This is a genomic window from Mesorhizobium sp. RSR565B, assembly GCF_054719465.1.
The window spans coordinates 5,550,704-5,575,763 of the sequence record NZ_JBTTIE010000001.1; the positions used below are offsets into that span (position 1 = coordinate 5,550,704).

At 62.5% G+C, this 25,060-nt stretch carries 32 protein-coding genes; 13 read left to right on the plus strand and 19 right to left on the minus strand.

What is annotated here, in order from left to right:
- Nucleotides 1–22: 22 nt before the first annotated feature.
- Both ACYG9R_RS26755 and ACYG9R_RS26760 read right to left on the minus strand, forming a co-directional pair.
- A complete protein-coding gene (locus tag ACYG9R_RS26755; protein ID WP_023670963.1) occupies nucleotides 23–259 on the minus strand; it encodes an Lrp/AsnC family transcriptional regulator in 237 nt (78 codons plus the stop codon).
- A gap of 68 nt (nucleotides 260–327) precedes the next feature.
- A complete protein-coding gene (locus ACYG9R_RS26760; protein WP_023824853.1) occupies nucleotides 328–939 on the minus strand; it encodes a DsbA family protein in 612 nt (203 codons plus the stop codon).
- A 192-nt stretch (nucleotides 940–1,131) separates the two neighbouring features.
- Here ACYG9R_RS26760 and ACYG9R_RS26765 point away from each other — a divergent pair, with 192 nt between their 5' ends.
- On the plus strand, nucleotides 1,132–1,554 hold the full coding sequence (locus ACYG9R_RS26765) for a DUF4864 domain-containing protein (RefSeq protein WP_023730151.1): 423 nt from the start codon (nucleotides 1,132–1,134) through the stop codon (nucleotides 1,552–1,554).
- Nucleotides 1,555–1,561: 7 nt separating this feature from the next.
- Here ACYG9R_RS26765 and tgt read toward each other — a convergent pair whose 3' ends face one another.
- The 7 genes from tgt to coaD form a co-directional block, all read right to left on the minus strand.
- Nucleotides 1,562–2,692 (minus strand): tRNA guanosine(34) transglycosylase Tgt, encoded by a 1,131-nt coding sequence (gene tgt / locus ACYG9R_RS26770; protein WP_023824852.1) that lies wholly within the window; start codon nucleotides 2,690–2,692, stop codon nucleotides 1,562–1,564.
- Nucleotides 2,685–2,954: a hypothetical protein gene (locus ACYG9R_RS26775; RefSeq protein WP_023684641.1), complete on the minus strand. Its 270-nt coding sequence runs from the start codon at nucleotides 2,952–2,954 to the stop codon at nucleotides 2,685–2,687. Before ACYG9R_RS26775 ends, tgt begins: the two co-directional genes overlap by 8 nt.
- Nucleotides 2,944–4,032, minus strand: a complete 1,089-nt coding sequence (gene queA, locus ACYG9R_RS26780) for a tRNA preQ1(34) S-adenosylmethionine ribosyltransferase-isomerase QueA (protein ID WP_023824851.1) — start codon at nucleotides 4,030–4,032, stop codon at nucleotides 2,944–2,946. The genes ACYG9R_RS26775 and queA overlap by 11 nt, the downstream gene beginning before the upstream one ends.
- Complete coding sequence (locus tag ACYG9R_RS26785; RefSeq protein ID WP_023693398.1) at nucleotides 4,032–4,481, minus strand: DMT family transporter; 450 nt, start codon at nucleotides 4,479–4,481, stop codon at nucleotides 4,032–4,034. The genes queA and ACYG9R_RS26785 overlap by 1 nt, the downstream gene beginning before the upstream one ends.
- 12 nt (nucleotides 4,482–4,493) lie before the next feature.
- Nucleotides 4,494–5,006, minus strand: a complete 513-nt coding sequence (locus tag ACYG9R_RS26790) for a peptidylprolyl isomerase (protein ID WP_023696509.1) — start codon at nucleotides 5,004–5,006, stop codon at nucleotides 4,494–4,496.
- A 43-nt stretch (nucleotides 5,007–5,049) separates the two neighbouring features.
- Nucleotides 5,050–5,544 (minus strand): peptidylprolyl isomerase, encoded by a 495-nt coding sequence (locus ACYG9R_RS26795; protein WP_245260126.1) that lies wholly within the window; start codon nucleotides 5,542–5,544, stop codon nucleotides 5,050–5,052.
- A gap of 170 nt (nucleotides 5,545–5,714) precedes the next feature.
- Nucleotides 5,715–6,215: a pantetheine-phosphate adenylyltransferase gene (coaD, locus tag ACYG9R_RS26800; RefSeq protein ID WP_023726681.1), complete on the minus strand. Its 501-nt coding sequence runs from the start codon at nucleotides 6,213–6,215 to the stop codon at nucleotides 5,715–5,717.
- A 194-nt stretch (nucleotides 6,216–6,409) separates the two neighbouring features.
- Between coaD and ACYG9R_RS26805 the strand changes: the two genes are divergently transcribed.
- Nucleotides 6,410–6,556, plus strand: coding sequence for a hypothetical protein (locus ACYG9R_RS26805; protein WP_023670953.1), 147 nt, complete (start codon nucleotides 6,410–6,412; stop codon nucleotides 6,554–6,556).
- 56 nt (nucleotides 6,557–6,612) lie between these two features.
- Here ACYG9R_RS26805 and gyrA read toward each other — a convergent pair whose 3' ends face one another.
- Both gyrA and ACYG9R_RS26815 read right to left on the minus strand, forming a co-directional pair.
- The gene (gene gyrA, locus ACYG9R_RS26810; protein ID WP_023696506.1) at nucleotides 6,613–9,402 is read right to left on the minus strand and encodes a DNA gyrase subunit A; all 2,790 of its coding nucleotides are present in this window, start codon (nucleotides 9,400–9,402) and stop codon (nucleotides 6,613–6,615) included.
- Between the two features lie 223 nt (nucleotides 9,403–9,625).
- The gene (locus tag ACYG9R_RS26815) at nucleotides 9,626–10,477 is read right to left on the minus strand and encodes a helix-turn-helix transcriptional regulator (protein WP_023824850.1); all 852 of its coding nucleotides are present in this window, start codon (nucleotides 10,475–10,477) and stop codon (nucleotides 9,626–9,628) included.
- An 87-nt stretch (nucleotides 10,478–10,564) separates the two neighbouring features.
- Here ACYG9R_RS26815 and ACYG9R_RS26820 point away from each other — a divergent pair, with 87 nt between their 5' ends.
- The 3 genes from ACYG9R_RS26820 (at nucleotide 10,565) to ACYG9R_RS26830 (ending at nucleotide 12,248) form a co-directional block, all read left to right on the plus strand.
- Complete coding sequence (locus ACYG9R_RS26820; RefSeq protein WP_023824849.1) at nucleotides 10,565–11,101, plus strand: hypothetical protein; 537 nt, start codon at nucleotides 10,565–10,567, stop codon at nucleotides 11,099–11,101.
- A 33-nt stretch (nucleotides 11,102–11,134) separates the two neighbouring features.
- Nucleotides 11,135–11,512: a VOC family protein gene (locus ACYG9R_RS26825; RefSeq protein ID WP_023824848.1), complete on the plus strand. Its 378-nt coding sequence runs from the start codon at nucleotides 11,135–11,137 to the stop codon at nucleotides 11,510–11,512.
- 106 nt (nucleotides 11,513–11,618) lie between these two features.
- Complete coding sequence (locus ACYG9R_RS26830) at nucleotides 11,619–12,248, plus strand: MarC family protein (protein WP_023670949.1); 630 nt, start codon at nucleotides 11,619–11,621, stop codon at nucleotides 12,246–12,248.
- A gap of 45 nt (nucleotides 12,249–12,293) precedes the next feature.
- Here the strand turns inward: ACYG9R_RS26830 and ACYG9R_RS26835 are convergent, their stop codons facing one another.
- The 4 genes from ACYG9R_RS26835 to ACYG9R_RS26850 all read right to left on the minus strand — a co-directional run bounded on the left by ACYG9R_RS26835 (nucleotide 12,294) and on the right by ACYG9R_RS26850 (nucleotide 14,326).
- Entirely contained in the window at nucleotides 12,294–12,719 is a 426-nt protein-coding gene (locus tag ACYG9R_RS26835) for an OsmC family protein (RefSeq protein WP_023693390.1), read from the minus strand.
- 22 nt (nucleotides 12,720–12,741) lie between these two features.
- Entirely contained in the window at nucleotides 12,742–13,140 is a 399-nt protein-coding gene (locus ACYG9R_RS26840; protein WP_023752202.1) for a DUF2306 domain-containing protein, read from the minus strand.
- Nucleotides 13,141–13,177: 37 nt separating this feature from the next.
- Complete coding sequence (gene ssb / locus ACYG9R_RS26845; protein WP_023746156.1) at nucleotides 13,178–13,714, minus strand: single-stranded DNA-binding protein; 537 nt, start codon at nucleotides 13,712–13,714, stop codon at nucleotides 13,178–13,180.
- 210 nt (nucleotides 13,715–13,924) lie between these two features.
- Nucleotides 13,925–14,326 (minus strand): hypothetical protein, encoded by a 402-nt coding sequence (locus ACYG9R_RS26850; protein WP_023824847.1) that lies wholly within the window; start codon nucleotides 14,324–14,326, stop codon nucleotides 13,925–13,927.
- Between the two features lie 133 nt (nucleotides 14,327–14,459).
- Here ACYG9R_RS26850 and ACYG9R_RS26855 point away from each other — a divergent pair, with 133 nt between their 5' ends.
- The 4 genes from ACYG9R_RS26855 to ACYG9R_RS26870 all read left to right on the plus strand — a co-directional run bounded on the left by ACYG9R_RS26855 (nucleotide 14,460) and on the right by ACYG9R_RS26870 (nucleotide 16,249).
- Nucleotides 14,460–14,774, plus strand: coding sequence for an ArsR/SmtB family transcription factor (locus tag ACYG9R_RS26855; protein WP_023670944.1), 315 nt, complete (start codon nucleotides 14,460–14,462; stop codon nucleotides 14,772–14,774).
- Nucleotides 14,771–15,244 carry an SRPBCC family protein gene (locus tag ACYG9R_RS26860; RefSeq protein ID WP_023824846.1) on the plus strand — a complete coding sequence of 158 codons (474 nt, stop codon included), beginning with the start codon at nucleotides 14,771–14,773 and terminating at the stop codon, nucleotides 15,242–15,244. Before ACYG9R_RS26855 ends, ACYG9R_RS26860 begins: the two co-directional genes overlap by 4 nt.
- A 29-nt stretch (nucleotides 15,245–15,273) precedes the next feature.
- Complete coding sequence (locus ACYG9R_RS26865) at nucleotides 15,274–15,882, plus strand: ATP-dependent Clp protease proteolytic subunit (protein WP_023712389.1); 609 nt, start codon at nucleotides 15,274–15,276, stop codon at nucleotides 15,880–15,882.
- Nucleotides 15,883–15,967: 85 nt separating this feature from the next.
- Nucleotides 15,968–16,249 carry a hypothetical protein gene (locus ACYG9R_RS26870; protein ID WP_031199587.1) on the plus strand — a complete coding sequence of 94 codons (282 nt, stop codon included), beginning with the start codon at nucleotides 15,968–15,970 and terminating at the stop codon, nucleotides 16,247–16,249.
- A gap of 456 nt (nucleotides 16,250–16,705) precedes the next feature.
- On the opposite strand, the gene ACYG9R_RS26875 is transcribed toward ACYG9R_RS26870, so the two are convergent.
- Nucleotides 16,706–17,044 carry a hypothetical protein gene (locus ACYG9R_RS26875; protein WP_155923317.1) on the minus strand — a complete coding sequence of 113 codons (339 nt, stop codon included), beginning with the start codon at nucleotides 17,042–17,044 and terminating at the stop codon, nucleotides 16,706–16,708.
- Between ACYG9R_RS26875 and uvrA the strand changes: the two genes are divergently transcribed.
- From uvrA to ACYG9R_RS26895, 4 genes are all read left to right on the plus strand, one after another.
- Nucleotides 17,033–19,954 carry an excinuclease ABC subunit UvrA gene (gene uvrA / locus ACYG9R_RS26880; RefSeq protein WP_023824845.1) on the plus strand — a complete coding sequence of 974 codons (2,922 nt, stop codon included), beginning with the start codon at nucleotides 17,033–17,035 and terminating at the stop codon, nucleotides 19,952–19,954. The genes ACYG9R_RS26875 and uvrA overlap by 12 nt on opposite strands.
- 34 nt (nucleotides 19,955–19,988) lie before the next feature.
- Complete coding sequence (locus tag ACYG9R_RS26885; RefSeq protein ID WP_023706185.1) at nucleotides 19,989–20,453, plus strand: GNAT family N-acetyltransferase; 465 nt, start codon at nucleotides 19,989–19,991, stop codon at nucleotides 20,451–20,453.
- A gap of 28 nt (nucleotides 20,454–20,481) precedes the next feature.
- On the plus strand, nucleotides 20,482–21,285 hold the full coding sequence (locus tag ACYG9R_RS26890; RefSeq protein WP_023696502.1) for a DUF72 domain-containing protein: 804 nt from the start codon (nucleotides 20,482–20,484) through the stop codon (nucleotides 21,283–21,285).
- A gap of 315 nt (nucleotides 21,286–21,600) precedes the next feature.
- The gene (locus ACYG9R_RS26895) at nucleotides 21,601–22,746 is read left to right on the plus strand and encodes a GGDEF domain-containing protein (protein WP_023688638.1); all 1,146 of its coding nucleotides are present in this window, start codon (nucleotides 21,601–21,603) and stop codon (nucleotides 22,744–22,746) included.
- 92 nt (nucleotides 22,747–22,838) lie between these two features.
- Here the strand turns inward: ACYG9R_RS26895 and ACYG9R_RS26900 are convergent, their stop codons facing one another.
- The 3 genes from ACYG9R_RS26900 to urtD all read right to left on the minus strand — a co-directional run bounded on the left by ACYG9R_RS26900 (nucleotide 22,839) and on the right by urtD (nucleotide 25,057).
- Nucleotides 22,839–23,015 (minus strand): hypothetical protein, encoded by a 177-nt coding sequence (locus ACYG9R_RS26900; protein WP_023670936.1) that lies wholly within the window; start codon nucleotides 23,013–23,015, stop codon nucleotides 22,839–22,841.
- A gap of 530 nt (nucleotides 23,016–23,545) precedes the next feature.
- Complete coding sequence (gene urtE / locus ACYG9R_RS26905; protein ID WP_023688639.1) at nucleotides 23,546–24,241, minus strand: urea ABC transporter ATP-binding subunit UrtE; 696 nt, start codon at nucleotides 24,239–24,241, stop codon at nucleotides 23,546–23,548.
- Nucleotides 24,242–24,310: 69 nt separating this feature from the next.
- A complete protein-coding gene (urtD, locus tag ACYG9R_RS26910) occupies nucleotides 24,311–25,057 on the minus strand; it encodes an urea ABC transporter ATP-binding protein UrtD (RefSeq protein ID WP_023696501.1) in 747 nt (248 codons plus the stop codon).
- Nucleotides 25,058–25,060 lie beyond the last annotated feature (3 nt).

Here is a 25,060-nt window from a genome sequence, read left to right on the forward strand (position 1 = left end):
TCACACTTTTCCTGGAATTGCTTTAGAATGCGCGGAAAGTGACGACCGTGAAGGTGTCCTTGATTCCGGGAATAATCTGCACCTTCTCGTTGACGAAGTGGCCGACATCTTCCTCGTCGTCGACGTAGAATTTGGCAAGCAGGTCGTAATTGCCGGCGGTCGAGTAGATTTCCGAGGCGATTTCGGCATCGGCGAGCGCGCTGGCGACCTCATAGGACTTGCCCAGATCGCACTTTATCTGCATGAAAAACGTCTTCATTGCCGGTCCCGATCAAGCTTCAGCACACAAGCGGCCCTTGTGGCAGACTGCCGCCCGGCTTTCAAGCATCAGGCCGAGCGCGCCTTGGCGACGGCTTGTCTCAGTTCGGACACCGGCATGCCGCGCCGATACAAGTTGCCGCCGATGACCAGGGCTGGCGTGCCGCGCAGCTTGAAAGCCGTCGCCTGGGCTTCCGTGCGGACAAGGGCAGCGTCGATGTCGGGTTCACGGATGGCGAGGTCGGCACGCACCATCGCCACATCGACACCGACGGAAGAAAGGATGTCGTTGGTGCGGCGTTCCGAAAGGCCGCGCTGGTTGGTCATCAGCGCATCGACCGCCGCGGCATAGTGTTCGCCGCTCAGCAGCGTCACCCGCGCCGCGTCGCGCGACACGTCGCCGAAGATCGGCCAGTCCTTCATCACAAGCCGAATGCCGCTGTCCTCTTCCATCAACTTCTTCAGCTCGACGAAAACGAGTTTGCAGATCGGGCACTGATAGTCGACGAATTCGGCGATGGTGACATCGCCATCGGGGTTGCCGAGCGCTGGAATGGCGGGGTCGAAGGCGACTTCCGTGACGGTCGGCCCAGTGCTTGCCCAGGCGGGCAAGGGAGCCAAAACTGCGAGGCTTGCCGCGCCCTTCAGCAAAAGGCGCCGGTCGATCGGCTGCTTGAACATGGTCGTCCCCTGGTTGCGCGAACGGGTCCCCACCCGTCCCTACGATGCGCGCCCCGCGTTAAAGGAGGCTTAAGCATGATCTTGTGGCACTTGCGTGGCAAATATTGCGGTTGCTGAAACCGTGAGGCTCCGCCAAGCGTATGGTATGATGCGTCCTGGGACAGGTTTTGTTGAGGACAATGGAGACAGGCCATGCGCCGCATCGCATTCGCAGTCGTTTCATTGCTGTTCGCGTTGTTCGTCTCGGCAGCCCTTGCCGGCGACGCCGAAGTCAAGGCCGGCCAGGCCGTCATCGATGGTCAGTTGAAGGCGCTCATCGCCAATGATGGCGCCAAGGCGTACAGTTTCGCCGCTCCAAATGTGAAGCGCATCTTTCCGACCGTCGACACCTTCATGAACATGGTGACCAACGGCTATCCGCCGGTGCGCCAGCCGCAGAGCTATTCCTTCGGCAAGGTCGAGCAGATGGGGCCAACTTCGATAATCCAGCAAGTGCTGATCGTCGGACCCGACGGCAAGGACTATGAGGCGGTCTACACGCTGGAACAGCAGCCCGACGGCAGCTTTCAGATCACCGGCTGCAGCTTGCGCGCAGCGAATTCGCTCAGTACCTGAGGCCCGGCTACAGCACCGGAATATCACCCCTCGCCCATGCCTCGGAAATCTCAGCCGTGCGCGCCTCAAAGGCCCGGGCCTCGATCGCGGCGCGAATGTCCTGCATCAGCTTCTGATAGTAGGACAGGTTGTTCCAGGTCAGAAGCATCGCCCCCAGCGCCTCTTGCGAGCGCACGAGATGGTGCAGATAGGCGCGTGAGTAGTCGCGCGCGGCCGGGCAGTCGCTCTCCTCATCCAGCGGCCGCGGATCGTCCGCGTGGCGGGCATTCCTGAGATTGACCTTGCCGCGCCTGGTATAAGCCAGGCCATGGCGGCCGGCGCGGGTCGGCATGACGCAGTCGAACATGTCGATGCCGCGCGCCACCGATTTCACGATGTCGTCCGGCGTGCCGACGCCCATGAGATATCGAGGCTTGTCGTCAGGCAATTCCGGACAGGTGATCTCCAGCATATTCAGCATCACCGCTTGCGGCTCGCCGACGGCCAGGCCGCCGACGGCATAGCCCTTCAGCTCCATCGCGCTCAGCGCCTGCGCCGAGCGCACCCTGAGTGCTGCGTTGTCGCCACCCTGGACGATGCCGAACATGGCCTTGCCGGGCTGGTCGCCGAACGCTGTCTTGCAGCGCTCGGCCCAGCGCAGCGACAGCTCCATCGCGCGCTCGATCTCCTTGAGGTCGGCCGGCAGCGCTGTGCATTCGTCAAGCTGCATCTGGATGTCGGAATCGAGCAGGCCCTGGATCTCGATCGAGCGCTCCGGCGACATCTCGTAGGCAGCGCCGTCAATGTGCGAGCGAAAGGTGACGCCCTTCTCGGTCAATTTTCTGAGCTTCGACAGCGACATGACCTGAAAACCGCCACTGTCGGTCAGGATCGGCTGTGGCCAGCGGGCGAACTCATGCAGGCCGCCAAGCCGCGCCACGCGCTCGGCGCCTGGCCGCAGCATAAGATGATAGGTATTGCCCAGAATGACGTCGGCGCCGACGCCGCGCACCTGGTCCATATACATGGCCTTGACCGTGCCGCCGGTGCCGACCGGCATGAAGGCCGGCGTGCGGATTTCGCCGCGCGGCATGTCGATGACACCGCGCCGCGCCTTGCCGTCGGTGGCGAGGATCTTGAAGGTGAATGTCTCAGCCATTGAATTCCTTGTCATGGACAGGCGCGCCTGGCGCCTGCCTGTCGAGCGACTGCCGGTATTGGATGCAGCCGCGCATGAATTTCGGCCATGGCGGCACAGCAATCGATGGATCGGTCTTTTCCGGCAGCAGGTCCCACAGGTTGGGATGATGCCAGCATAAATCATGGCCGGTAGAATCTCGGTGCTGGCGAATGCCGGCACGCAATTTCTTCACTTCAGCGATCAGGCTCTCGCGATCAAAGGCTTGCAGATCATCGTCCATCGCTCATCTCCGCTCGATAAAGCAGGCTTGCGTCTCCATAAGAGTAGAATCTGTAACGGTTCTCGATGGCATGAGCATAGGCCGCACGCATCGTATCTAGGCCGCTGAAGGCCGAAACCAGCATGAACAGCGTCGAACGCGGCAGATGAAAGTTCGTCATCAGCAGGTCGGCGGTCTTGAACCGATAGCCCGGCGTGATGAAGATGTCGGTCGGGCCGGACCAGGCGGTCAGCGAGCCATCAGGCCGTGCCGCGCTCTCCAGCAGGCGCAGCGAGGTCGTGCCGACAGCGATGATACGCCCGCCCCGCGCCTTGGCGCCATTCAGAGCGTCGGCTGTTGCTTCGCTGACCGAGCCGGTCTCGGCATGCATCTTGTGGTCAGCGGTATCGTCCGCCTTGACCGGCAGGAAGGTGCCGGCGCCGACATGCAAGGTGACGAAGCGGCGTTCGATGCCTTTGGCGTCGAGCGCGGCAAACAGCTCCGGCGTGAAATGCAGGCCTGCGGTGGGGGCAGCGACTGCGCCCTCCTCCTTGGCATAGATGGTCTGGTAATCCGTCAGGTCGCGCGCGTCGTCGTTGCGCTTGGAGGCGATATAGGGCGGCAGCGGGATGTGGCCGACGGCGCGCAGCGCTTCGTCGAGAAACGGGCCGGAGAGGTCGAAGCCGAGCAACGCCTCGCCGGCCTCGCCCTTCTCGATCACCGTGGCGTCGAGTTGGCCGAGAAAACAGGAATTGCCGTCATGGCCGAAATGGATGCGGTCGCCGGCGGCGATGCGCTTGCCAGGCCGCATGAAGGCCAGCCAGCGGTCCGGCGCCATGCGCATATGCAGCGTGGCGTCCACCTGCGCCTGCGCTTCGCCGCGCCGCCTGATGCCTCTTAACTGGGCAGGAATGACCTTGGTGTCGTTGAAGACCAGAACATCGCCAGCCCTGAGCAAGGACGGAAGGTCGCCAACCGTGCGATCCGAAAGACCCTCGCCCGGCCTGACCACCAGCATTCTGGCGCTGTCGCGCGGCTCGGCCGGGCGAAGCGCGATGCGCTCCTCAGGCAGGTCGAAGTCGAAGAGGTCGACGCGCATCAGTAGAGCCGGACGAGCAGCGCTCCGGCCAACAGCAGCACCGCGCCGGCGATGCGGCCGAGCGAAATCTCGCGCACCGCCACGCCGAGAAAGCCGACGCGATCGATCAGCATGCCGGCCAGCAACTGGCCGGCAACCAGGAACGCCATCAACGCGGCTGCACCAATGCGCGGCGTAAGAATGGTTGACAGGGTAACATAGAAACCGCCGAGCATGCCGCCGGCGATGAACAGCCAAGGCGCCGGCGCCTTCCAGTCGAGCGAGATGTCCTGCAGCCGCACAACGGCAATGGAGATGATACCAAGCACGATCGCGCCCGACAGGAACGAAAACGCAGCAGCCGCGACCGGGAGCCCCAGGCCGCGCGCCAGCTGCGAGTTGATCGGCGCCTGGACGGCGATGAAGGCGCCTGACAGGATGCCGAGCAGCGACCAGACCACGCCCATCATCTTCGTTTGTCCTTACTTGACGTCGGCCGCGACCTTCAGCGACACGATCTTGTCGGGATCGACCACCGGCTCACCGCGCTTGATCTTGTCGACATTGTCCATGCCTTCGATGACCTGGCCCCAGACCGTGTACTGGCGGTTGAGGAAAGCGGCATCGTCGAAGCAGATGAAGAACTGCGAATTGGCCGAGTTCGGGTTCTGCGAACGGGCCATCGAGCAGGTGCCGCGACCATGGTTGGCGTTGGAGAACTCAGCCTTCAGGTCCGGCTTTTCCGAGCCGCCCATGCCCGCACGCGAAGGCGCGAAGGTCGGCTTCGACGAATTGCCGAACTTCACGTCGCCGGTCTGCGCCATGAAGCCTTCGATGACGCGGTGGAAGACCACGCCGTCATAGGCGCCTTCGCGGGCCAGTTCCTTGATGCGGGCGACGTGGCCGGGAGCCAAATCGGGGAACAGTTCGATGACGACCTTGCCCTTGGTCGTTTCCAGGATGAGCGCGTTCTCGCGGTCCTTGATCTCAGCCATGTCGTATATCCTTTATCTCAGAAAACAGATTGATTTGATTGGTTTACTTGTCGGCGGCGATGCGTACCTTGATCATGCGGTCGGGCTCGCTGACCGTGCCGTTGTCGGCCTCGTCGCCCTTCTTGATCTTGTCCACCAGCTCCATGCCGCTGACGACACTGCCAACGATGGTGTACTGGCCATCGAGGTTCGGCGCCGGCGCGAACATGATGAAGAACTGCGAATTGGCGGAGTTCGGGTCCTGCGAGCGGGCCATGCCGAGCGTGCCGCGCTTGAAATGTTCGCTTTGCGAGAATTCGGCCGGCAGGTCGGGCAGGTCTGAACCGCCGGTGCCGACGGCCTCGGGGCTGAACCCCTTCTTCATGTTGCCGAACTTGACGTCGCCGGTCTGCGCCATAAAGCCGTTGATGACCCGGTGGAATGCGACATCGTTATAAGCGCCTTCACGCACCAGCTTCTTGATCTGCGCGACATGCTTGGGTGCCAGGTCGGGGCGTAGCGCGATGGTGACGTCGCCGTTCTTCAAGGTGATGACCATGGTGTTTTCCGGTTCGGCGGCGAAGGCCGAAACGGATGCGGTCACGAGACCGGCAAGCACGACGAGGAACGAGGCGAGCTTTTTCAGCTGCATAAGGGATCTCCGAAGGTCTTTGTTAGGGTGCATGTCGTTGCCCCAAAAAACCGGCATCCACTTTGGGGCGACATGCACTATTTCGCGAATTTGGCGGTGAGCGCACCGGCAACGGCGGCCGGTACGAAGGGACGGATGTCTCCGCCCATCGAGGCTATCTGGCGCACAAGTGTGGCGGTAATGGTGCGTACCGATGGGCTGGCGGGCAGAAAAACCGTCTGCAGTTCCGGCGCCATGGTCTCGTTCATGCCAGCCATCTGCATCTCGTAATCGAGATCGGTGCCGTCGCGCAGGCCTCGGATCATGATCGAGGCGCCATGCTTGCGGGCCGCGTCGATGACCAGCCCGTCAAAGGCGACAACCCTAATGCGGGCTCCGTCGCGGCCGAATTCGGCGTTCGTCGCGGCCTCGATTAGCTTCACCCGTTCGTCGAAGGAAAACAGCGGCGTCTTGCCGGGATGGGTGCCGATCGCCGCATATACCGTGTCGGCGACAGCCAGCGATGCCTTCAGCACATCGAGATGGCCGTTGGTCAGCGGGTCGAAGGAGCCGGCATAAAGGGCGATGCGATCGGTCATGGGAGGTGCTTCTAGCGGGGCATTGGGCGGAAGGCAAATGCGATTGGGAACATCTGCGTGAACCTTTTCGCAGACATGAACGACAGATGAATGCCTTGATCACGAAGACTTCACGCCGCGTTCGCTAGTTTGCACTTCGGAAGATGAAACCAAAACCCGATCTAACCGTTGGATAGGCGCAGGAGAACACGCACATGCTGATCTACATGCTCGCCACCGCAATGACCGTCGCCATGCTGATCGCCACCGCATTCGGATTGCATAGCGAGGCAGAGCGCGTCCGTGTCCGCACAAAGCGGTTCGAAGGTTTCGGCGCTCGCTGGCCCCACCGTCGCCCCTGATTTATTGCTAGTTTCTTGTTTGCGCCGGCCCATCGGGCCGGCGTTGTTGCTCAAACCTATTCGGTGCTGTCCGGTACGGCATCTCCGGCGCCGGCCTCAATGACACCCTCTTCGACATCCTCGTCGGCCTGCGGCTCCGAAATCCGTTCGACCGAAACGACCTTCTCGCCTTCGGCGGTGTTGAAGATGGTCACGCCCTTGGTGGCGCGGCTGGCGAAACGGATACCGTTGACCGGCACCCGGATGACCGTGCCGCCATCCGAAACCAACATGATCTGGTCGTCATTGCCGACCGGGAAAGTCGCCACCAGCTGGCCGATCTCGGCCACCTTCGACACGTCGGTGGCTCGGATGCCTTTGCCGCCGCGTCCGGTCAGGCGGAAATCGTAGGATGACGAGCGCTTGCCGTAGCCATATTCGGTCACCGTCAGCACATACTGCTCATGCGCCTTGAGCTCTTCGTAACGGCTGTCGGAAAGCTCGGTCTCCTCGCCAATCTCCTCATTGGTGAGTGCAATCTCTTCTTCCTCGCCGGTCACCTCGGCGGCAAGCCGCCGCTCCAGTGCTGCCCGCTTGAGGTAGGCGGAGCGTTCCGCCGGTGAAGCATCGACATGCTCGATCACCGACATGGAGATGATGCGGTCGGTCTCGGCCATGCTTATGCCGCGCACGCCGACCGAATTGCGGCTCTGGAAGACGCGCACATCGCCAACGCGGAAGCGGATGCACTGGCCGGAGCTGGCGGTCAAAAGCACATCGTCATTGTCTGTGCAGGTCTCGACGCCGAGAATCTCGTCGCCCTCCTCCTCCAGCTTCATGGCGATCTTGCCATTGCGGTTGACCTGGACGAATTCGGACAGCTTGTTGCGGCGCACGGTGCCGCGAGTGGTGGCGAACATGACGTCGAGTTCGCCCCAGCTGGTCTCGTCCTCGGGCAGCGGCATGATGGTGGTGATGCGCTCGCCCTGCTCCAGCGGCAGCATGTTGATCAGCGCCTTGCCGCGCGACTGCGGATTGCCGATTGGCAGCCGCCACACCTTTTCCTTGTAGACGATGCCGCGCGAGGAGAAGAACAGCACCGGCGTATGCGTGTTGGCGACGAACAGCCGGGTGACGAAATCCTCTTCCTTGGTCGACATGCCGGAGCGGCCCTTGCCGCCGCGGCGTTGCGCCCGGTAGAGCGACAGCGGCACGCGCTTGATGTAGCCGGAATGGCTGACGGTGACGACCATGTCCTCGCGCTGGATCAGGTCCTCGTCTTCCATGTCGGCGCCGCCGTCGGTGAGCTCGGTGCGGCGCGGCGTGCCGAACTCGTCGCGCACGGCGGCAAGCTCGTCCTTGACGATCTGTTGGATGCGGGCGCGGGACGACAGAATGTCGAGGTAATCCTTGATCTCGTCGCCGATGGTGTTCAGCTCGTCGGCGATTTCGTCACGGCCGAGCGCGGTCAGGCGCTGCAGGCGCAGTTCGAGGATTGCGCGCGCCTGTTCCTCGGAGAGGTTGTAGGTGCCATCCTCATTGATGCGATGGCGCGGATCGTCGATAAGCAGAATCAATGACTCCACGTCCCCGGAGGGCCAGCGCCGCTCCATCAACTGCTCGCGCGCCGTCTGCGGATCGGGCGCGGTGCGGATCAGCTTGATCACTTCGTCGATGTTGGCGACGGCTATGGCGAGGCCGACCAGCACGTGGGCGCGGTCGCGCGCCTTGCGCAGCAGGAATTTCGTGCGCCGGCTAATCACCTCTTCGCGGAAGCTGACAAACGCCTTCAGCATGTCGGTCAGGTTCATCACTTCCGGCTTGCCGCCGTTCAGCGCCACCATATTGGCGCCGAAGGAGGTCTGCAGCGGCGTGAAGCGGTAAAGCTGGTTGAGAATGACGTCGGCGACAGCGTCGCGCTTCAGCTCGATGACGACGCGGTAGCCCTGGCGGTCGCTTTCGTCGCGAATGTCGGAAATGCCTTCGATGCGCTTGTCGCGCACCAGCTCGGCCATTTTCTCGATCATCGAGGCCTTGTTCACCTGGTACGGGACTTCCGTGATGATGATCGATTCACGGTCGTTGCCGCGCTGTTCGACATTGACCTTGCCGCGCATGACGATGGAGCCACGGCCCGTCGCATAGGCGCTGTAGATGCCGGAACGGCCGAGCACGATGCCGCCGGTCGGGAAATCGGGACCCGGAATGATCTCCATCAGCGCCGGCAAATCGATCGCCGGATTGTCGATGATGGCGATGGCGCCGTTGCAGATCTCGGCCAGATTGTGCGGCGGGATGTTGGTGGCCATGCCGACGGCGATGCCGCCGGAACCGTTGACCAGAAGATTGGGGAAGCGGGCCGGCAGCACCTTCGGTTCGGTGTCGGATGCGTCATAAGTCTCCTGGAAATCGACGGTTTCCTTGTCGATGTCCTCCAAGAGTTCATGCGCGACCTTGGTCAGCCGCGATTCGGTGTAGCGCATCGCCGCCGGCGGATCGCCGTCGATGGAGCCGAAATTACCCTGCCCGTCGATCAGCGGAACGCGCAGCGACCAGTCCTGCGCCATGCGCACCAAGGCGTCGTAGATCGAGGCGTCGCCATGCGGATGGTATTTACCCATCACGTCGGCGACCGGGCGGGCCGACTTCACATATTTGCGGTTCCAGTGGTAACCGCTCTCATGCGCCGCATAGAGAATGCGGCGGTGAACCGGCTTCAGGCCGTCGCGTACATCGGGCAGCGCACGGCTGACGATGACGCTCATGGCATAAGAGAGGTAGGAGCTCTGCATCTCCTCGATGATGGAGATGGGCTCGATGCCGGTAGGGCCGCCGTCGGCGCCGCGCGGGGGTTTTTGGTCGGTCAAATCGGATCACAATCTAATCAGGAATCACTGACCGCTTATATAGGAAGCACGGCCGAAACTCCAATATTCGTGGTGCTTTTCCAACGACAATTTTGGCGGCAATTTCAAATGGATACCTCTGATTGCGACGATTTGGCCATAACGCATTTCGCCGCCGCAAGGGCAAAAGCCTGCGATGGACCGTTTTCAAAGCAAAGAGCGTATCAGGAGGCAGGCGGACGCATCAGCGGGTAGCCACCCGCCGGGCGCGATAGTGGCCAGGCGTCTCACCCATGACGCGCCGGAAACGGCGGTTGAACGTCGACAAATCGTTGAAACCGGCCTCGAAGGCGATTGCCGAGATGGCATCGCCTGACATGCGCAGCCGCACCGCCGCGCGGTGCAGCCGGGTTCTCAGCAGAAACTGATAGGGCGTCATGCCGGCGACCTGCCGGAAGGTGCGCAGGAAATGATACGGGCTGGTCGCCGTCGCGCAGGCAAGCTCGGAAAGCGAGACCGGCCTGTCGGCATTGAGCTCGATCTGCCGCACCGCCTCGGCAACCCGTTTCTGGTCGCGGCGGCTCGGCGGTCGAACGCCAGGCACCGCATCGCTGGCCACAGGCAGTGCTGCGCCGGCAACTGCCAGTGCTGCGCCGGCAATTCGCAGGCCAAGCTCCTCAAAGGCGTCGATGTCGACCATCTCGCGCGCCGCTTCCGCCTCGGCCAGCAGCGATGCGAGCGCCGGCAAAGGCGGCATATGCGGCACGCCGAAGGCGAGCTTGCTCGCGCCGGGCACGTCGCTGGCGATGCTGTCGAGATAGGCCGGAGCGAAGTGGAAGGACAGGCAACGGTCGCCGGCGCCATGCTCATGCCCGCATTCATAGCAGGTGCCGACATTGCCGAGCAGGATCGCGCCCGGCGCCAGCATGGCGGCGCCTTGCCTCGTGCGGTAGCGGAAGGTGCCGCTGGTGACAGCGGCAACGCAGAAGGTGTCGTGCGCCTCCTCGAACGGGCGGTCGCCGGCGCCGGCCGTGCACAGCACGTCGGACACATGCCAGCCCTGCCCCGATGCCAGGTTTTGTTCGCTCGTCGTCATGGCTTGAAAGATAGCAATTTTTCCCAAGCGCGACACCCGGTCGGGGCCTATCGCTTGCAGCCTCCTGACACAACGAAGGCAGCAAGTATGATCGGTACATCCTCCTTTGCCGAAGCGCTCCACAGCGACGGCCCCAATCCCGGCCTGGCTGAAAAGCTGGATCTCTACGGCCGCTTCGTCGGCGCCTGGACATTCGATGCCACGCGCCATCTCGAGGACGGCACGGTTCTCACCGGACGCGGCGAGGTGCATTTCGGCTGGGTCCTGGAAGGCAGGGCGATCCAGGATGTATGGATCCGGCCCGCGCGCGATGCCGGCCCCTCGCCCTCGGTCGGCAGATGGACTTTCTATGGCACAACGCTGCGGGCCTATGATCCCGGCTCGGATGCCTGGCACATCTTCTGGAGCGACCCGCGAAACCAATACTACAGCCGCCAGCTTGGTCGCGCCGAAGGCGACACAATTGTGCAGGTCGGCGCCGACGGCACTGGTTCCTCGGTCCGCTGGAGCTTTTCGCGCATCACCAAAGACAGCTTCCGCTGGCTCGGCGAGCGTTCGCACGACGATGGCAAGACATGGCGTCTCGAAGTCGAGTTCCTGGCGCGCCGCGTCGCCCAGGACTGATGACGCAACATATTGCAAAAAAGGTGAAAAAACATGCTTGACCATGTCTCGATCGGTGTCCGCGACACCAACTTTTCGAACCCCTTCTACGATGCCGCGCTAAAGCCGCTCGGTTATTCCTGCCTCAGCCAGTCGCCAGGCTCACTGGGTTATGGTGCGCAAACCGTGGCGCTGTGGGTGAACGATGCGGCGCGGCCAGTGTCATCGGACGAGAAGTCCGGTCTGCATTTCTGCTTTAGCGCGCCGACGAGGCAGAGTGTCGTTGCCTTCCATGCCGCCGCCTTGCGTGCAGGCGGCAGCGACAATGGCGCGCCGGGCCTGCGCGCCGACTATGGCGAGAACTATTACGCTGCCTTCGTCGTCGATCCCGACGGCTATCGTCTGGAGGCCTATTGCAACGCTGCCGCCTAACACTGACGCCGTCTCCGGTATCGCCATGTCAGACGGTTCCCACCGGTCGGGCTTTGCTCTACCACTATGGTGGCGCAGGGGTCCGGCCCGGCGGGAGGGGTCAGCGATGCCGAGTTTCGACAGCCTGTTCAACGCCTTCGTCACCATTCTGGTGACCATCGACCCGCCAGGTCTCGCGCCGCTCTTCCTCGCGGTGACACGCGGCATGAACCGCGAGGAACGTCAGCAGGTTTCGGTGCGCGCCTCGATCATCGGCTTCCTCGTGATGGCGCTGTTTGCGGTGGCCGGGGCGTCCATCCTGTCGGTGTTCGGCATCACGCTGCCGGCTTTCCGTGTCGCCGGCGGGTTTTTGCTGTTCTTCATCGCTTTCGAAATGGTGTTCGAGCGCCGCCAAGATCGCAAGGAGAAGATCGGCGACGTCGCCATCACCAAGGACATGATCCACAACATCGCGGCCTTCCCGCTGGCGATCCCGCTGATCGCCGGCCCCGGTGCGATTTCGGCGACCGTGCTACTGTCGGGCTCGTTTCAGGGTTTTGCAGCACAAGCGGCGCTGGTCGGCATCATCTTCGTCTGCCTTGCCATCACCTATCTGGTGTTCGTGCTGTCGGAGCGCATCGACCGCATCCTCGGCCAGACCGGCCGCTCGATCCTCACCCGCCTGCTCGGCGTCATCCTGGCCGCGCTTGCGGTTCAGTTCGTCGCGGATGGGATCAAGGCGCTGATGGCGGGGTGAACGGCAGCCCCTGCTCCCTGCTCCCTGCTCCCTGCTCCCTGCTCCCTACTCCACCGCCGTATCGACGACCTCGAAATCGTGGGTGATGACAGCCGTCTTGGCCAGCATGGCCGAGGCCGAGCAGTATTTCTCGATCGACAGGTTGATGGCGCGCTGGACCTTGTCGCGCGACAGCGCGTGGCCCGTGACGATGAAATGCATGTGGATGCGGGTGAAGACTTTGGGGTCGGTTTCGGCCCGGTCGGCGTCGAGTTCGACAACACAGTCCTCGATCGCCTCGCGGCCTTTTTCGAGGATGTGGACGACATCATAGGCCGAGCAGCCGCCGGTGCCGATCAGCACCAGTTCCATCGGGCTCGGACCCGGCGTCTTGCCTTCCGGCCCGGAGGCGGTTCCCAGCACAACCTTGTGGCCGCTGCCGGACTCGCCGACGAAGGTGCGCTCCTCGACCCATTTGATCCGTGCTTTCACGGCAATCTTCCTTCAGAAAGCGTCACTGGCCGAAGACGACCGTGTGCATGATCCGCCCCGGCAGCAGCGTGAACACGCCGGCGCCGATCAGGGCGAAAACATACAGCGATATCATGACCCTGCGATGTTTGGCGACCCGATGCATATGCGCGTGCCAGACCGCCAGCGGCACGGCGATCAACACTAAAATCGACAAGAGATGGATCGGGCTGAACGGACCGACGAGGCGTATCTGCTGGATCCAGAAACTGGAGATGGCGACGACCAGCATCAGCGCCGCCCAGGTATAGCCGACGACACGATGACGCGTCGTGCCTTTCGGCAGCGCCAGTTGCGTAGCGCCAATGGCCAGCGCGGCAAGGGCCGCGAAGGCGTGCCATGGAATGGGAGGGCGCGCCGATAGAAGCGGTCCGAGCGACATCGCGCCCTCTCCTCAGATATCGCTGACTACCGTCAGCTCAGAACGGGATTTCGTCGTCCAGTTCGCGCGACGAGCCGCCGCCACCGCCGCCCTTGGAACCGCCGCCACCGCTGTTGCCGCCGCGGTTGAAGCTCTCATTGGGGCCAGACTGGCCGAAATCCGAGCCACGGCTCGCGCTGCCGCCGCCGGCGGCATAGTTGCCGACCTGACCGCCGCCCTCGCCGCGAGAATCGAGCATCTGCAGCTCGCCGCGGAATTTCTGCAACACGACTTCGGTCGTATACTTGTCGGCGCCGGTCTGATCCTGCCATTTGCGTGTCTGCAGCTGGCCTTCGACGTAAACCTTCATGCCCTTCTTCAGGTACTGCTCGGCGACCTTGGCGATCTGGTCATTGAAAATGACCACGTTGTGCCATTCGGTCTTTTCCTTGCGCTCGCCGGAGTTCTTGTCGCGCCAGCTTTCCGACGTGGCGATGCGGATGTTGACGACCGGGTCACCAGAATTCAGGCGGCGGATTTCAGGGTCCGCGCCGAGGTTACCGACCAGAATGACCTTGTTGACGCTACCCGCCATGACAATTCTCCGCGCTCATCCGAAACAAATATCAAGTCGTTCACCTTACAGGCCGCGGACAATCCTGGCTTGCCGCGGCTGGCTTTTCCCACAAGGTTTTTGTTCCCTTTTCGTTCCTATACTGTTACCCACGGATTGTCAAGGAATGGCAGCAATCGCCGACGCGGGCGCGTGGATTTAGCTGACACGCAGGGGCGAGAAGCGGTGTCGTCAGCGCCGTTTTTTAACTGGTGGCAACGGACCGAAAAAGCCGCTCCACTCCATGCCCATGCCATGGGCGCGCTGTGCGATCACGGTTGGCGCCGACATCAGCCCGACTGCAGGTTCAGATTTCAGAGCCGGGTCATTCAGCAATTTCCCGATCGCGCGCCCGTGCCACCACACCTGAGCGACGAGCGCCGCTACCACCGCGATCAGGCCCCAGGTCCCCAATCCTTCGCCGAAGATGTAAATCCCGTATGGCGGGGATAGCGCCGTACCCAGCTTGGCCAACAAGATCACGGCCACGAAACCGATGACGGCGATCGCTCCTATACCGAGTACGAGGCGGCGATAGAGCCTCAGAGCCTCGTTGAGGTTCTCGGCGGACGAAAGATCGACGTTGGAATTCATAAATACTACTCCTGCCTCGCGATGATCGGCCCATCTTGTTCCCCACGGCTTAGAGGCCCGGCAGGATCCAATCAATACGCGGCATTCAAAACACCCCTTGCCAAATCGATAAGTATCGACTTATGCTTTTGCCATGATCGAAGCAGAGATTTTTCGCGCCCTGGCCGACCCGACGCGACGCGCCGTCTACGAGCGGCTGACTTCCGGCGAGATGAGCGTGTCGGAGTTGCGCACCGGCATGAGCGTGTCGCAGCCGGCGGTGTCGCAGCACCTTGCCGTGCTGCGCGGCGCAGGCCTGGTCAGCGAAAGACGCGCCGGCCGCAACGCCTACTATCGCGCCGATCCGCAAGGGCTCGAGCCGCTGCTCGGCTGGATCGAACGCTACCGCGCATTCTGGCCGGAGCGCATCGAAAGACTGAAGGCCGTTTTGAAGGACATGGACCAATGACCGACGAAAAGCAGACGCAGACCGCCAAGGATGCCCTCGCCTTCGAATGCGATCTGCCGGACGCACCGGAAAAAGTGTGGCGGGCACTGACCGTGCCGGACCTCTTGGCGGAATGGATGATGCCGAACGACATCAATCCGGAAACCGGCAGCCGCTTTGCCTTTGCCGGGCCTGAGAAGCCGATCGAGTGCGAAGTGCTCGATGCCGAACCGGGGCGCCTGCTGCGCTATTCCTGGCGCGAGCGTTCTGAAACCGGCGATGCCAATGGGCTGGACAGTATCGTGACCTTCACGCTTGCCCGCACTGTTTCCGGTGGCACGCATTTGCGCATTGTTCATGACGGGTTTGCCGCGGCGGCAACGCCTGCGGTGGCGATGGCGGGCGCCGCCTGCCGGCTCTCGCTGCGCGCATACAAGCCCAAGCCGCCAGTCGCCGCCAACGCGCCGCGCCTGTTGCTGCGCGCTGCCTGAACCGGAAAAATCAAAACGGAGACAATGAGATGAGCGGCTTTGCCAATCTGGTGCCGATGGTGATCGAGCAATCGAGCCGCGGCGAACGCGCCTTCGACATTTTCTCGCGGCTGCTGCGCGAGCGCATCATCTTCGTCAATGGCGAGATCAATGACGGCATGTCGGCGCTGGTCTGCGCCCAGCTCCTGTCGCTGGAATCGGACAATCCCGACAAGGAGATCTCGCTCTACATCAACTCGCCGGGCGGCGTGGTGACCAGCGGTTTCGCCATCTACGACACGATGCAATATGTCAGCTGCCCGGTGTCGACCGTGTGCATGGGCTTTGCCGCGTCGATGGCCTCCTTCCTGCTGATGGCGGGAACGCCGGGGCGGCGCATCGCGCTCCCCAACGCCAGCATCGTGCTGCACCAGCCTTTGGGCGGCTTCCAGGGCCAGGCCTCCGACATCCAGCGCCATGCCGAAGGCATTTTGCGCACCAAACGGCACATGACGGAACTGTATGCGCAGCATTGCGGCCGCACCTATGAAGAGGTCGAACGCACGCTCGACCGTGATTTCTTCATGACCGCCAAGGAGGCCAAGGAGTGGGGCCTCGTCGACCATGTGTTCGACACCCGCAAAAAGGCGGCGGCCTGATCGGCGGATTGAATGCAGGCCGGTGTTCCCTCATTTCAACACCGCTGGTCTGGCCTCGCCTTGAGCGCGGCACTATAGTCTTGCCATGCGCTACCACCTGAACAGACTGACCATAGCCATTGCCATCACGGCGGCGACATCGAGCATGGCATTTGCCGGGGACAGCAGCAGCACGTCGCCGAAAGGCGCCCTGCCCGGCGTGGCCGGCGACTACCGCATCGCCAAGCCCGCGCCGCAGCCGGAGCCGGACGACGCGCTGCCTGCCGGCGAGAACGGCACGTTCAAGATCGGCGACACCGATGTCAGGATTTCCGGCAACATCACTGTCGATGTCGGCACGGGTGGGATCAAGCCGCCGCACCGGTAGCCCCTTCTCCCAGTTATTATACGGGAGAGAAACCCTGCGCCGACGACTTCCTCACAAAAGAACAGCCCCGCCGTTGCTTCCGCTAACGGTCGGGGCTTTTTTTGGATTCCAAATCCAAACTGCCGGTAGTGTTATACCGACTTTGATTTCGGATGCTACGCGGCGTTCAGCCGACGATCCGACTAGCCGTCTCTGATTTTTGTGGGATTCGGCAGGTCACGGTTTGTCGGGTGGTTTGTTGGATTGTCGCGATGCGTCCATTTGGACACATACACTTCAATGCCTCGAAACTACCTGGCACTTATGCCCGCCGCGGCTCCACTAGCAGGTGGAGCCTCAAGGGACTATCCGGTGGCGTCATGCTCCGCTCCTATGTCCGTTGCGACAGGTGTCAATCCGAAGCACAAATCGCAAAAACCTGCGGCGTCTCGCAGGCCGCTATGGGCGGCGAGGCCATCAAAGACGGCCGGCTCCGTTGACTCCGGCAGAGTGCGCCCCCGATTCGACGACGTCAACCTTGAATAGCCGGTTACGGAAAATGTGATCGCCGGGAGCTTGCGTCACGGTCAGTTTCTGAAACACCCTTGTCAGTTTCTGCACAGCTTTGTCAGGAGCGTGTTCGGCCTTTGTTCTTTCCGCTTGCCCCTTCGCGCGAAAGACGGTTAAACGGCCTTGGTCGAGAAGTGTGGCGTCTCTCGACGTGGCGGCAAAAATACCTACATAGGGAATGGCCGGGAAAACCCGCCGATCCCACTGACACCAGACCTGAGGCGGCGACCGGCGATGGCCGACCATAAATACCTTTCCATTCGCGGGGCACGCGAACACAACCTGAAGAATGTCGATCTCGACCTGCCGCGTGACAGCCTGATCGTCATGACCGGCCTGTCGGGCTCCGGCAAATCGTCGCTTGCTTTCGACACCATCTATGCCGAGGGCCAGCGCCGTTACGTCGAGAGCCTGTCGGCTTATGCGCGCCAGTTCCTCGAAATGATGCAGAAGCCGGATGTCGACCAGATCGACGGGCTGTCGCCGGCCATCTCGATCGAGCAGAAGACCACGTCGAAGAACCCACGCTCGACAGTCGGCACCGTCACCGAGATCTACGACTACATGCGCCTGCTGTTCGCGCGCGTCGGCATCCCCTATTCGCCGGCGACCGGCCTGCCGATCGAAAGCCAGACGGTCAGCCAGATGGTCGACCGGGTGCTGGCTGTCGAGGAAGGCACGCGCCTTTTCCTGCTGGCGCCGATCGTGCGCGGCCGCAAGGGCGAATATCGCAAGGAACTGCTGGAGCTGCAGAAGAAGGGCTTTCAGCGCGTCAAGGTCGACGGCGTCTTCTACGAGATCGCCGACGTGCCGGCGCTGGACAAGAAGTACAAGCACGACATCGACGTCGTCGTCGACCGCATCGTCGTGCGCGGCGACCTGGCGACACGGCTTGCCGATTCCATCGAAACGGCGCTGAAGCTCGCCGAAGGGCTGGCGGTGGCCGAGTTCGCCGACCGGCCGCTCGACGCCAGCCAGACCGGCGAGGACTCGGTCAACAAATCGAAGAACGAGACGCATGAGCGCATCCTGTTCTCGGAAAAATTCGCCTGCCCGGTTTCCGGCTTCACCATTCCGGAGATCGAGCCCAGGCTGTTCTCGTTCAACAACCCGTTCGGCGCCTGCCCGACCTGCGACGGCCTCGGCAACCAGCGCGCCATCGACGCCAGCCTGATCGTGCCGGACGAAAACGTCTCGCTGCGCGACGGCGCCGTCAGCCCGTGGGCGAAGTCGACCTCACCCTATTACGCCCAGACGCTGGAAGCGCTGGGCAAAGCCTATGGCTTCAAGCTCGGCGACAAGTTCAAAGACCTGACCGAAGAGGCCAAGGAAGCCGTCCTGCGCGGCACCGGCGAGCGCGAGGTCACCTTCCAATATAATGACGGCCTGCGCTCCTACAAGACCACCAAGACGTTCGAGGGCGTCATTCCCAATCTCGAACGGCGGTGGAAGGAAACCGAATCCGCCTGGATGCGCGAGGAGATCGAGCGCTTCATGTCGGCGACGCCCTGCCCGGTCTGCAAGGGATACCGGCTGAAGCCGGAAGCGCTGGCGGTGAAGATCGCCGGCAAGCATATCGGCGAAGTCACAGAGCTGTCGATCCGCAAGGCCGACCAGTGGATCACCGAACTGCCGCCACATCTCAACGACCAGCAGAACGAGATCGCGGTGCGCGTTCTCAAGGAAATCCGTGACCGCCTGCGCTTCCTCAACGATGTCGGCCTCGACTATCTGACGCTGTCGCGCAATTCCGGCACGCTGTCGGGCGGCGAGAGCCAGCGCATAAGGCTGGCGTCGCAGATCGGCTCCGGCCTCACCGGCGTGCTCTATGTGCTGGACGAGCCGTCGATCGGCCTGCACCAGCGCGACAATGCCCGCCTGCTCGACACGCTCAAGCATCTGCGCGACATCGGCAACACGGTGATCGTCGTCGAGCATGACGAGGACGCCATCCTGCATGCCGATTATGTCGTCGACATGGGTCCGGCCGCCGGCATTCATGGCGGCGAGATCATCGCCCAGGGCACGCCGCAGCAGGTGATGGCCAATCCCAACTCGATCACCGGTAAATATCTGTCGGGCGCGCTCGAAGTCGCCACGCCCGGTGTCAGGCGCGAGGCCAAGAAAAACCGCCGGCTGAGGATCGTCGGCGCGCGCGGCAACAATCTCAAGAACGTCACTGCCGAAATCCCGCTCGGCACTTTTACCGCCGTCACCGGCGTGTCTGGCGGCGGCAAATCGACCTTCCTGATCGAGACGCTGTTCAAGGCGGCGTCGCGCCGCATCATGGGCTCGCGCGAGCATCCGGCCGATCACGACCGCATCGAGGGCCTCGAATTCCTCGACAAGGTCATCGACATCGACCAGTCGCCGATCGGCCGCACACCGCGTTCGAACCCGGCCACCTACACCGGCGCCTTCACACCGATCCGCGACTGGTTCGCCGGTCTGCCCGAAGCCAAGGCCCGCGGCTACCAGCCGGGGCGCTTCTCCTTCAACGTCAAGGGCGGCCGCTGCGAAGCCTGCCAGGGCGACGGCGTCATCAAGATCGAGATGCACTTCCTGCCCGACGTCTACGTCACGTGCGACGTCTGCCACGGCAAGCGCTACAACCGCGAGACGCTCGACGTCCTGTTCAAGGGCAAGTCGATCGCCGACGTCCTGGACATGACGGTCGAGGAAGGCGTCGATTTCTTTGCCGCCGTGCCCGGGGTGCGCGACAAGCTGGAGACGCTGAAGCAGGTCGGCCTCGGCTACATCCATATCGGCCAGCAGGCGACGACGCTGTCGGGCGGCGAGGCGCAGCGCATCAAGCTCGCCAAGGAATTGTCGCGCAAGGCGACCGGCAAGACGCTCTACATCCTCGACGAGCCGACCACCGGCCTGCACTTCCACGACGTCGCCAAGTTGCTGGAAGTGCTTCACGAACTGGTCGACCAGGGCAACACGGTGGTGGTCATCGAGCACAATCTCGAAGTCATCAAGACCGCCGACTGGGTGCTCGACCTCGGCCCCGAAGGCGGCGATGGCGGTGGCGAACTGGTGGCACAGGGCACACCGGAAGCCATCGTGCGCGAAAAGCGCAGCTACACCGGCCAGTTCCTGAAGGAGCTTTTGGAGCGGCGGCCCGGAGGCAAGCGCGAAGCGGCGGAGTAACTGACAGACCGGTCGGGCGCCTGGAGAGCTTTGAATGACAGTCCGACAGGCGCTTGCCGGTGATCTCGACGCAGTCGTCTCGCTGACGCAGACCGCCTATGAGCACTACACGCCCCTGTTAGGCGCGCCGCCGCTCCCAGTCACCGAGGACTATGCGCCACGCATCGAGCGTGGCGAGGTCTGGCTCTTGGAGAGCGGCGCGGAACTCGCCGGGCTGATCGTTATTGAGCGCCATCCCGATCATGCGATGATCTTCAGCGTCGCGGTCTCCCCCGCTTTCCAGGGCAGGAAACTCGGCACCGCGCTGCTCGACTTCGCCCAGGAACAGGCGCGGCTATGGGGGGTGCCGGAGGTGCGGCTCTACACCAATTCGCGCATGGAGCGGAACATCGAGATCTATACGGCCTATGGCTTCCACGAAACGGGCCGCCGAGCCAATCCCCACCGTCCCGGATGGACCGTGGTCGACATGATCAAACCGGTTGGAAAAATAGCCTGACCGCATTTTTAGAACTGGGAGGAAGACGATGATCAGCCAAGGAACAATCCGCGCCGGGATGGGCGGCTGGACTTTCGAACCCTGGGATACGTCCTTCTACCCGGACAAGCTTTCCAAGGCCAAACAGCTGAGTTACGCCACCCGCCAGGTACCGAGCATCGAGGTCAACGGCACCTACTATTCCAGCTTCAAGGAGCCGACCTTCGTCAAATGGGCGGGCGAGGCGCCGGACGGTTTCGTCTATTCGCTGAAGGGCAATCGCTTCGTCACCAACCGCCGCGTGCTTGGCGAAGCCGGCGAGTCCATCACGCGCTTCCTCGGCTCCGGCATTGCCGCGCTGGGCGACAAGCTGGGCCCGATCCTGTGGCAGTTCGCGCCGACGAAAAAGTTCGACGCCGACGATTTCGAGGCCTTCCTGAAGCTGCTGCCGGAAAAGCAGGATGGCGTGGCGCTGCGCCATGCGCTGGAAGTGCGCAACGACAGTTTCAGCGTGCCGGAATTTGTGGGCCTGGCGCGCAAATACAAGGCGGCAATCGTCTATGCCGACCATGCCAAATATCCTGGTATCGCCGACATCACCGGCGATTTTATCTATGCGCGGCTGCAGACCGGCAGCGACGACAATCCGGATTGCTATACGCCGAATGGCTTGGACGAATGGGCAGCGCGGGTGAAGACCTGGGCGCAAGGCAAGCAGCCGGCCGATCTGCGGCGCGCCGATCCGACTTTCGACGCGCCGGTGAAACCGCGCGACGTGTTCGTCTACTTCATCACCGAGGGCAAGGTGCGCGCGCCGTTCGGCGCCATGGCGCTGATGAAGCGGGTGAGCTGATCGGTTAAAGCGCGTCGCGCTGAAACGGATTCATACGGCGCGATTTAAGTCTTTGTCTTGATGCATGCCGTTGTCCCAGAACCGCGGCACACTTCTGGGCGACATGCATTAGGAGCAATTCCAGGAAAAGTGCGGACCGGTTTTCCCGGAAATCCGGGTAGCGCTTTCCCTTGAAAAGGGTTTCAACCCAGAATTGCTACGATCAACCGAAGCGTGATAGCTTATGCGCATCGTAACCTTATCGATACCTCCTTCCTGCATAAATCCGGTGCGGGTCCTTTCTAGAGGCCGGCCGCCGCGCGCAAGGACGAGGGCATGTCGCTCGACTACAGTTCCCTTCTGTTGGCTGTCGGGTTTTCCGCCGCTTGCCTCGGCCTGACGCTGTTCGGCATCTGGCTTACCGCGCGCTCGGAAAAATTCCTGCTGACCTGGGCCGTCAGCGTGCTTCTTATCGTTGCCGACGTCTTCGCCTACCAGGCCTATATCGACGCGCCCGGGCGCCTGCTCGGCCTCGCCAGCTTCACGTTCCTGCTGCTCGGCTTCGCGACCATGCTGGGCGCTGCCCATCAGTTCACGACAGGGAGGTCACCGCTGCCCCGCATTGCTGTCGGCGCCGGCGTCTCGCTGGCAGTCGCCTTGCCGCCGATGGCGCTTGGCTATGACGGGCTGGGCTTCATGCTGGAGAATGCCTTCGCCGCGCTGCTTTTGTTTGCGACGGCCTATGAATACTGGAAGGGCCGCACCGAATTCCCGGCCCCGATCCTCGGCATTGCCGGGCTCTACACAGCCACCGCAATTTCCTTCGTGCTGTGCTCCGGTGCACTTGTCTGGGATGGCAGGCTGGTGCTTGGCCATGCGCCGAGCAACTGGGCCGAGGATTTCAGCCTCATCGTCGTCATCGCGTGCATGACCGGCATCGGCGCGCTCTCGCTGGCGCTCAACCAGGGACGCCTGGCGCAGTATCATCGCCGCGAAGCGCTGACCGATCCGCTGACCGGACTGCTCAACCGGCGCGCTTTGTTCGACCTGCACGGCAAAACACCTGTCCGGTCCTTCACCGCCGTGATCGTGTTCGATCTCGACGGCTTCAAGGCGATAAATGACGAGTTCGGCCATGCCACCGGCGACGAGGTGCTGAAACTGTTCGCCAAGGATTTGACCGCCAATCTCCAGCCGGGCGATGTCGCCGCGCGCATGGGCGGAGAGGAATTTGCATTGGTGCTCGATCGCACCTTGCCTGAAAAGGTGGAATTCATAGCCGAGCGGATCCGGGCCAGTTTTGCCATGCGCCGGATCGATACCGAGACCCGCCTGCTCTCCTGCACCGTCAGCGCCGGCTACGCCTTCGGCAGCGAGGGCGGCACCAAATTCGACAAGGTGCTCAGCGCCGCCGACAAGGCGCTTTACGGCGCCAAGCGCGGCGGCCGCAACCGTGTGCTCGCCTTCCGGCGCGCCGGGTAGGCTGGGCTGATATTCAGCCGGCCTGAACCTCACCACACGTAAAACAACACCCCAAAGCGCGTCGCATGAGGCCGTTCAGGCGCGACGCGCTTTTAGGCCGCTATGACGATCTCGTTGTAAGTGTCGAGGTCGACGTAGAAAACCTTGGTGATTTCGCCGATCAGCTCATCCTGCTGGTAGCCTTGCGAGCGCAGAATGTTGATGGCGGTGATGATGTCGACACGCTCTGTCAGCCGTCGTTTCTGGTGGTCCTCGACGAACCGTTCCATAGCCCTATTCTCCTGGCAAGATTATCTGAACGCATCGACCGACAATCAGAACTGCGAGGGAAGCTAGGGTGGCTTGCTTGCGTGGAACTTGCAGGCTGAGCCAGCATATTCCCTCGATCTGCTACAGAACCAGACTGATACGGAAGCGGCCGACTCACCGAGGCCTAGGAAAGACTAGCATGCAGTATTCGGCGTGCCAGAGGTGGCGGCCTCGGACGAAAGTCCGACGCAACGGGCGCGGATCTTCGCGACTTCATCATCCTTGGGCGTAGCGACCCGAAGCGGAGCGAAGACCCAGGGATCCATGCCGGGACGAAGAAGCGTCATTAACGGTGCAGAATGTGGAATGCCAATGTGCCGCAGAAGCGATCTTGTTCTGCATCGCGGCACTCTTTGGCTGATGTCGCGGCATGGATACTAGGGTCTGCGCGCGTCGCTCCGCTCCTTGGCTCCGCCCTAGAATGACGAAGTGGTTGTGGGCATTTCAGCCAATCTTCGACGTGTACGATCCGTGCAGCCGTCGACCTGCGTTAAACCGTCAGAAACTTCCTGACGTCCGCCCGGTCGAGATCTTCGGCCGGGCCGGTGTGGACGATCTGGCCGCGGTCCATGATGTTGACCTCGTCGGCGAGCTCGCGGCAGAAATCGAGATATTGCTCGACCAGAAGCACCGCAATGCCGGCCTGGTCGCGCAAATAGCGGATGGCGCGGCCGATGTCCTTGATGATCGAGGGCTGGATGCCTTCGGTCGGCTCGTCGAGCACCAGCAGTTTCGGCCGCATGACGAGCGCCCGGCCGATGGCGAGCTGCTGCTGCTGGCCGCCTGAGAGATCGCCGCCGCGCCGCCCCAGCATCTGCTTCAGCACCGGAAACAGTTCGAAGACATGCGCCGGCACGTTGCGGTCGGCGCGCTTCAACGGCGCAAAGCCGGACTCCAGGTTTTCGCGCACCGTCAGCAGCGGAAAGATCTCCCTGCCCTGCGGTACGAATGCGATGCCCGACCGGGCGCGATCATACGCCGCGCTCCGGTCGAGCGCCTTCCCCTCGAAGGCAACGCTTCCGCTCGTCAGCCGGTGGTGGCCGACGATCGATCTCATCAAACTGGTCTTGCCGACGCCGTTGCGGCCGAGCACGCAGGTGATCTTGCCGGCACCCGCCGTCAGCGACACACCGCGCAGCGCCTGAGCAGCGCCGTAATGGAGCGTGGCGTTGGAAACTTCGAGCATGTCAGCGCCTTCTCCAGAAGCGGAGGAACGAAAAGTCGAAGCGATGGAATTGCACCCGCCAGACCATGCTCATCTCCCGAGATAAACTTCGACGACCCGCTCGTCGGCCGAGACGAAATCGAGCGAGCCTTCCGACAGCACCGAGCCCTCATGCAGGCAGGTGACCTTGACGCCGAGTTCGCGCACGAAATGCATGTCGTGCTCGACGACGATGACCGAATGGTCGCGCGCTATGTCCTTGAGCAGCCGCGCGGTTTCCTCGGTCTCGGCATCGGTCATCCCTGCGACCGGCTCGTCAACCAAAAGCAGCTTCGGGTCCTGCGCCAGCAGCATGCCGATCTCCAGCCACTGTTTCTGGCCATGGCTGAGATTGGCTGCCAGATCGTGGCGCTTGTCGCCCAGCCGGATGATGCCGAGGATGTCGTCGATCTGTCTGGCTTCGGCGGCCGAGCGGCGATGGAACAGCGCCGGAAAGATCGAGCGCGGGCCCTTCAGCGCCAGCATCAGATTGTCTTCGACGCTGTGGCTTTCGAAGACGGTCGGCTTCTGGAATTTGCGGCCGATGCCCATCATGGCGATCTCCGCCTCGTCGTGCCGGGTCAGATCGACCTGGCCGTCGAAGAACACTTCGCCCTCGTCGGGCCGGGTCTTGCCGGTGACGATGTCCATCATCGTCGTCTTGCCGGCGCCGTTGGGACCGATGATGGCGCGCATCTCGCCCTTGTCGAGCACCAGCGACAGATTGTTGATGGCGCGGAAACCGTCGAAGGAGACCGAGACGCCGTCGAGATAGAGGATGGTGTTGGACTTCGACATCGC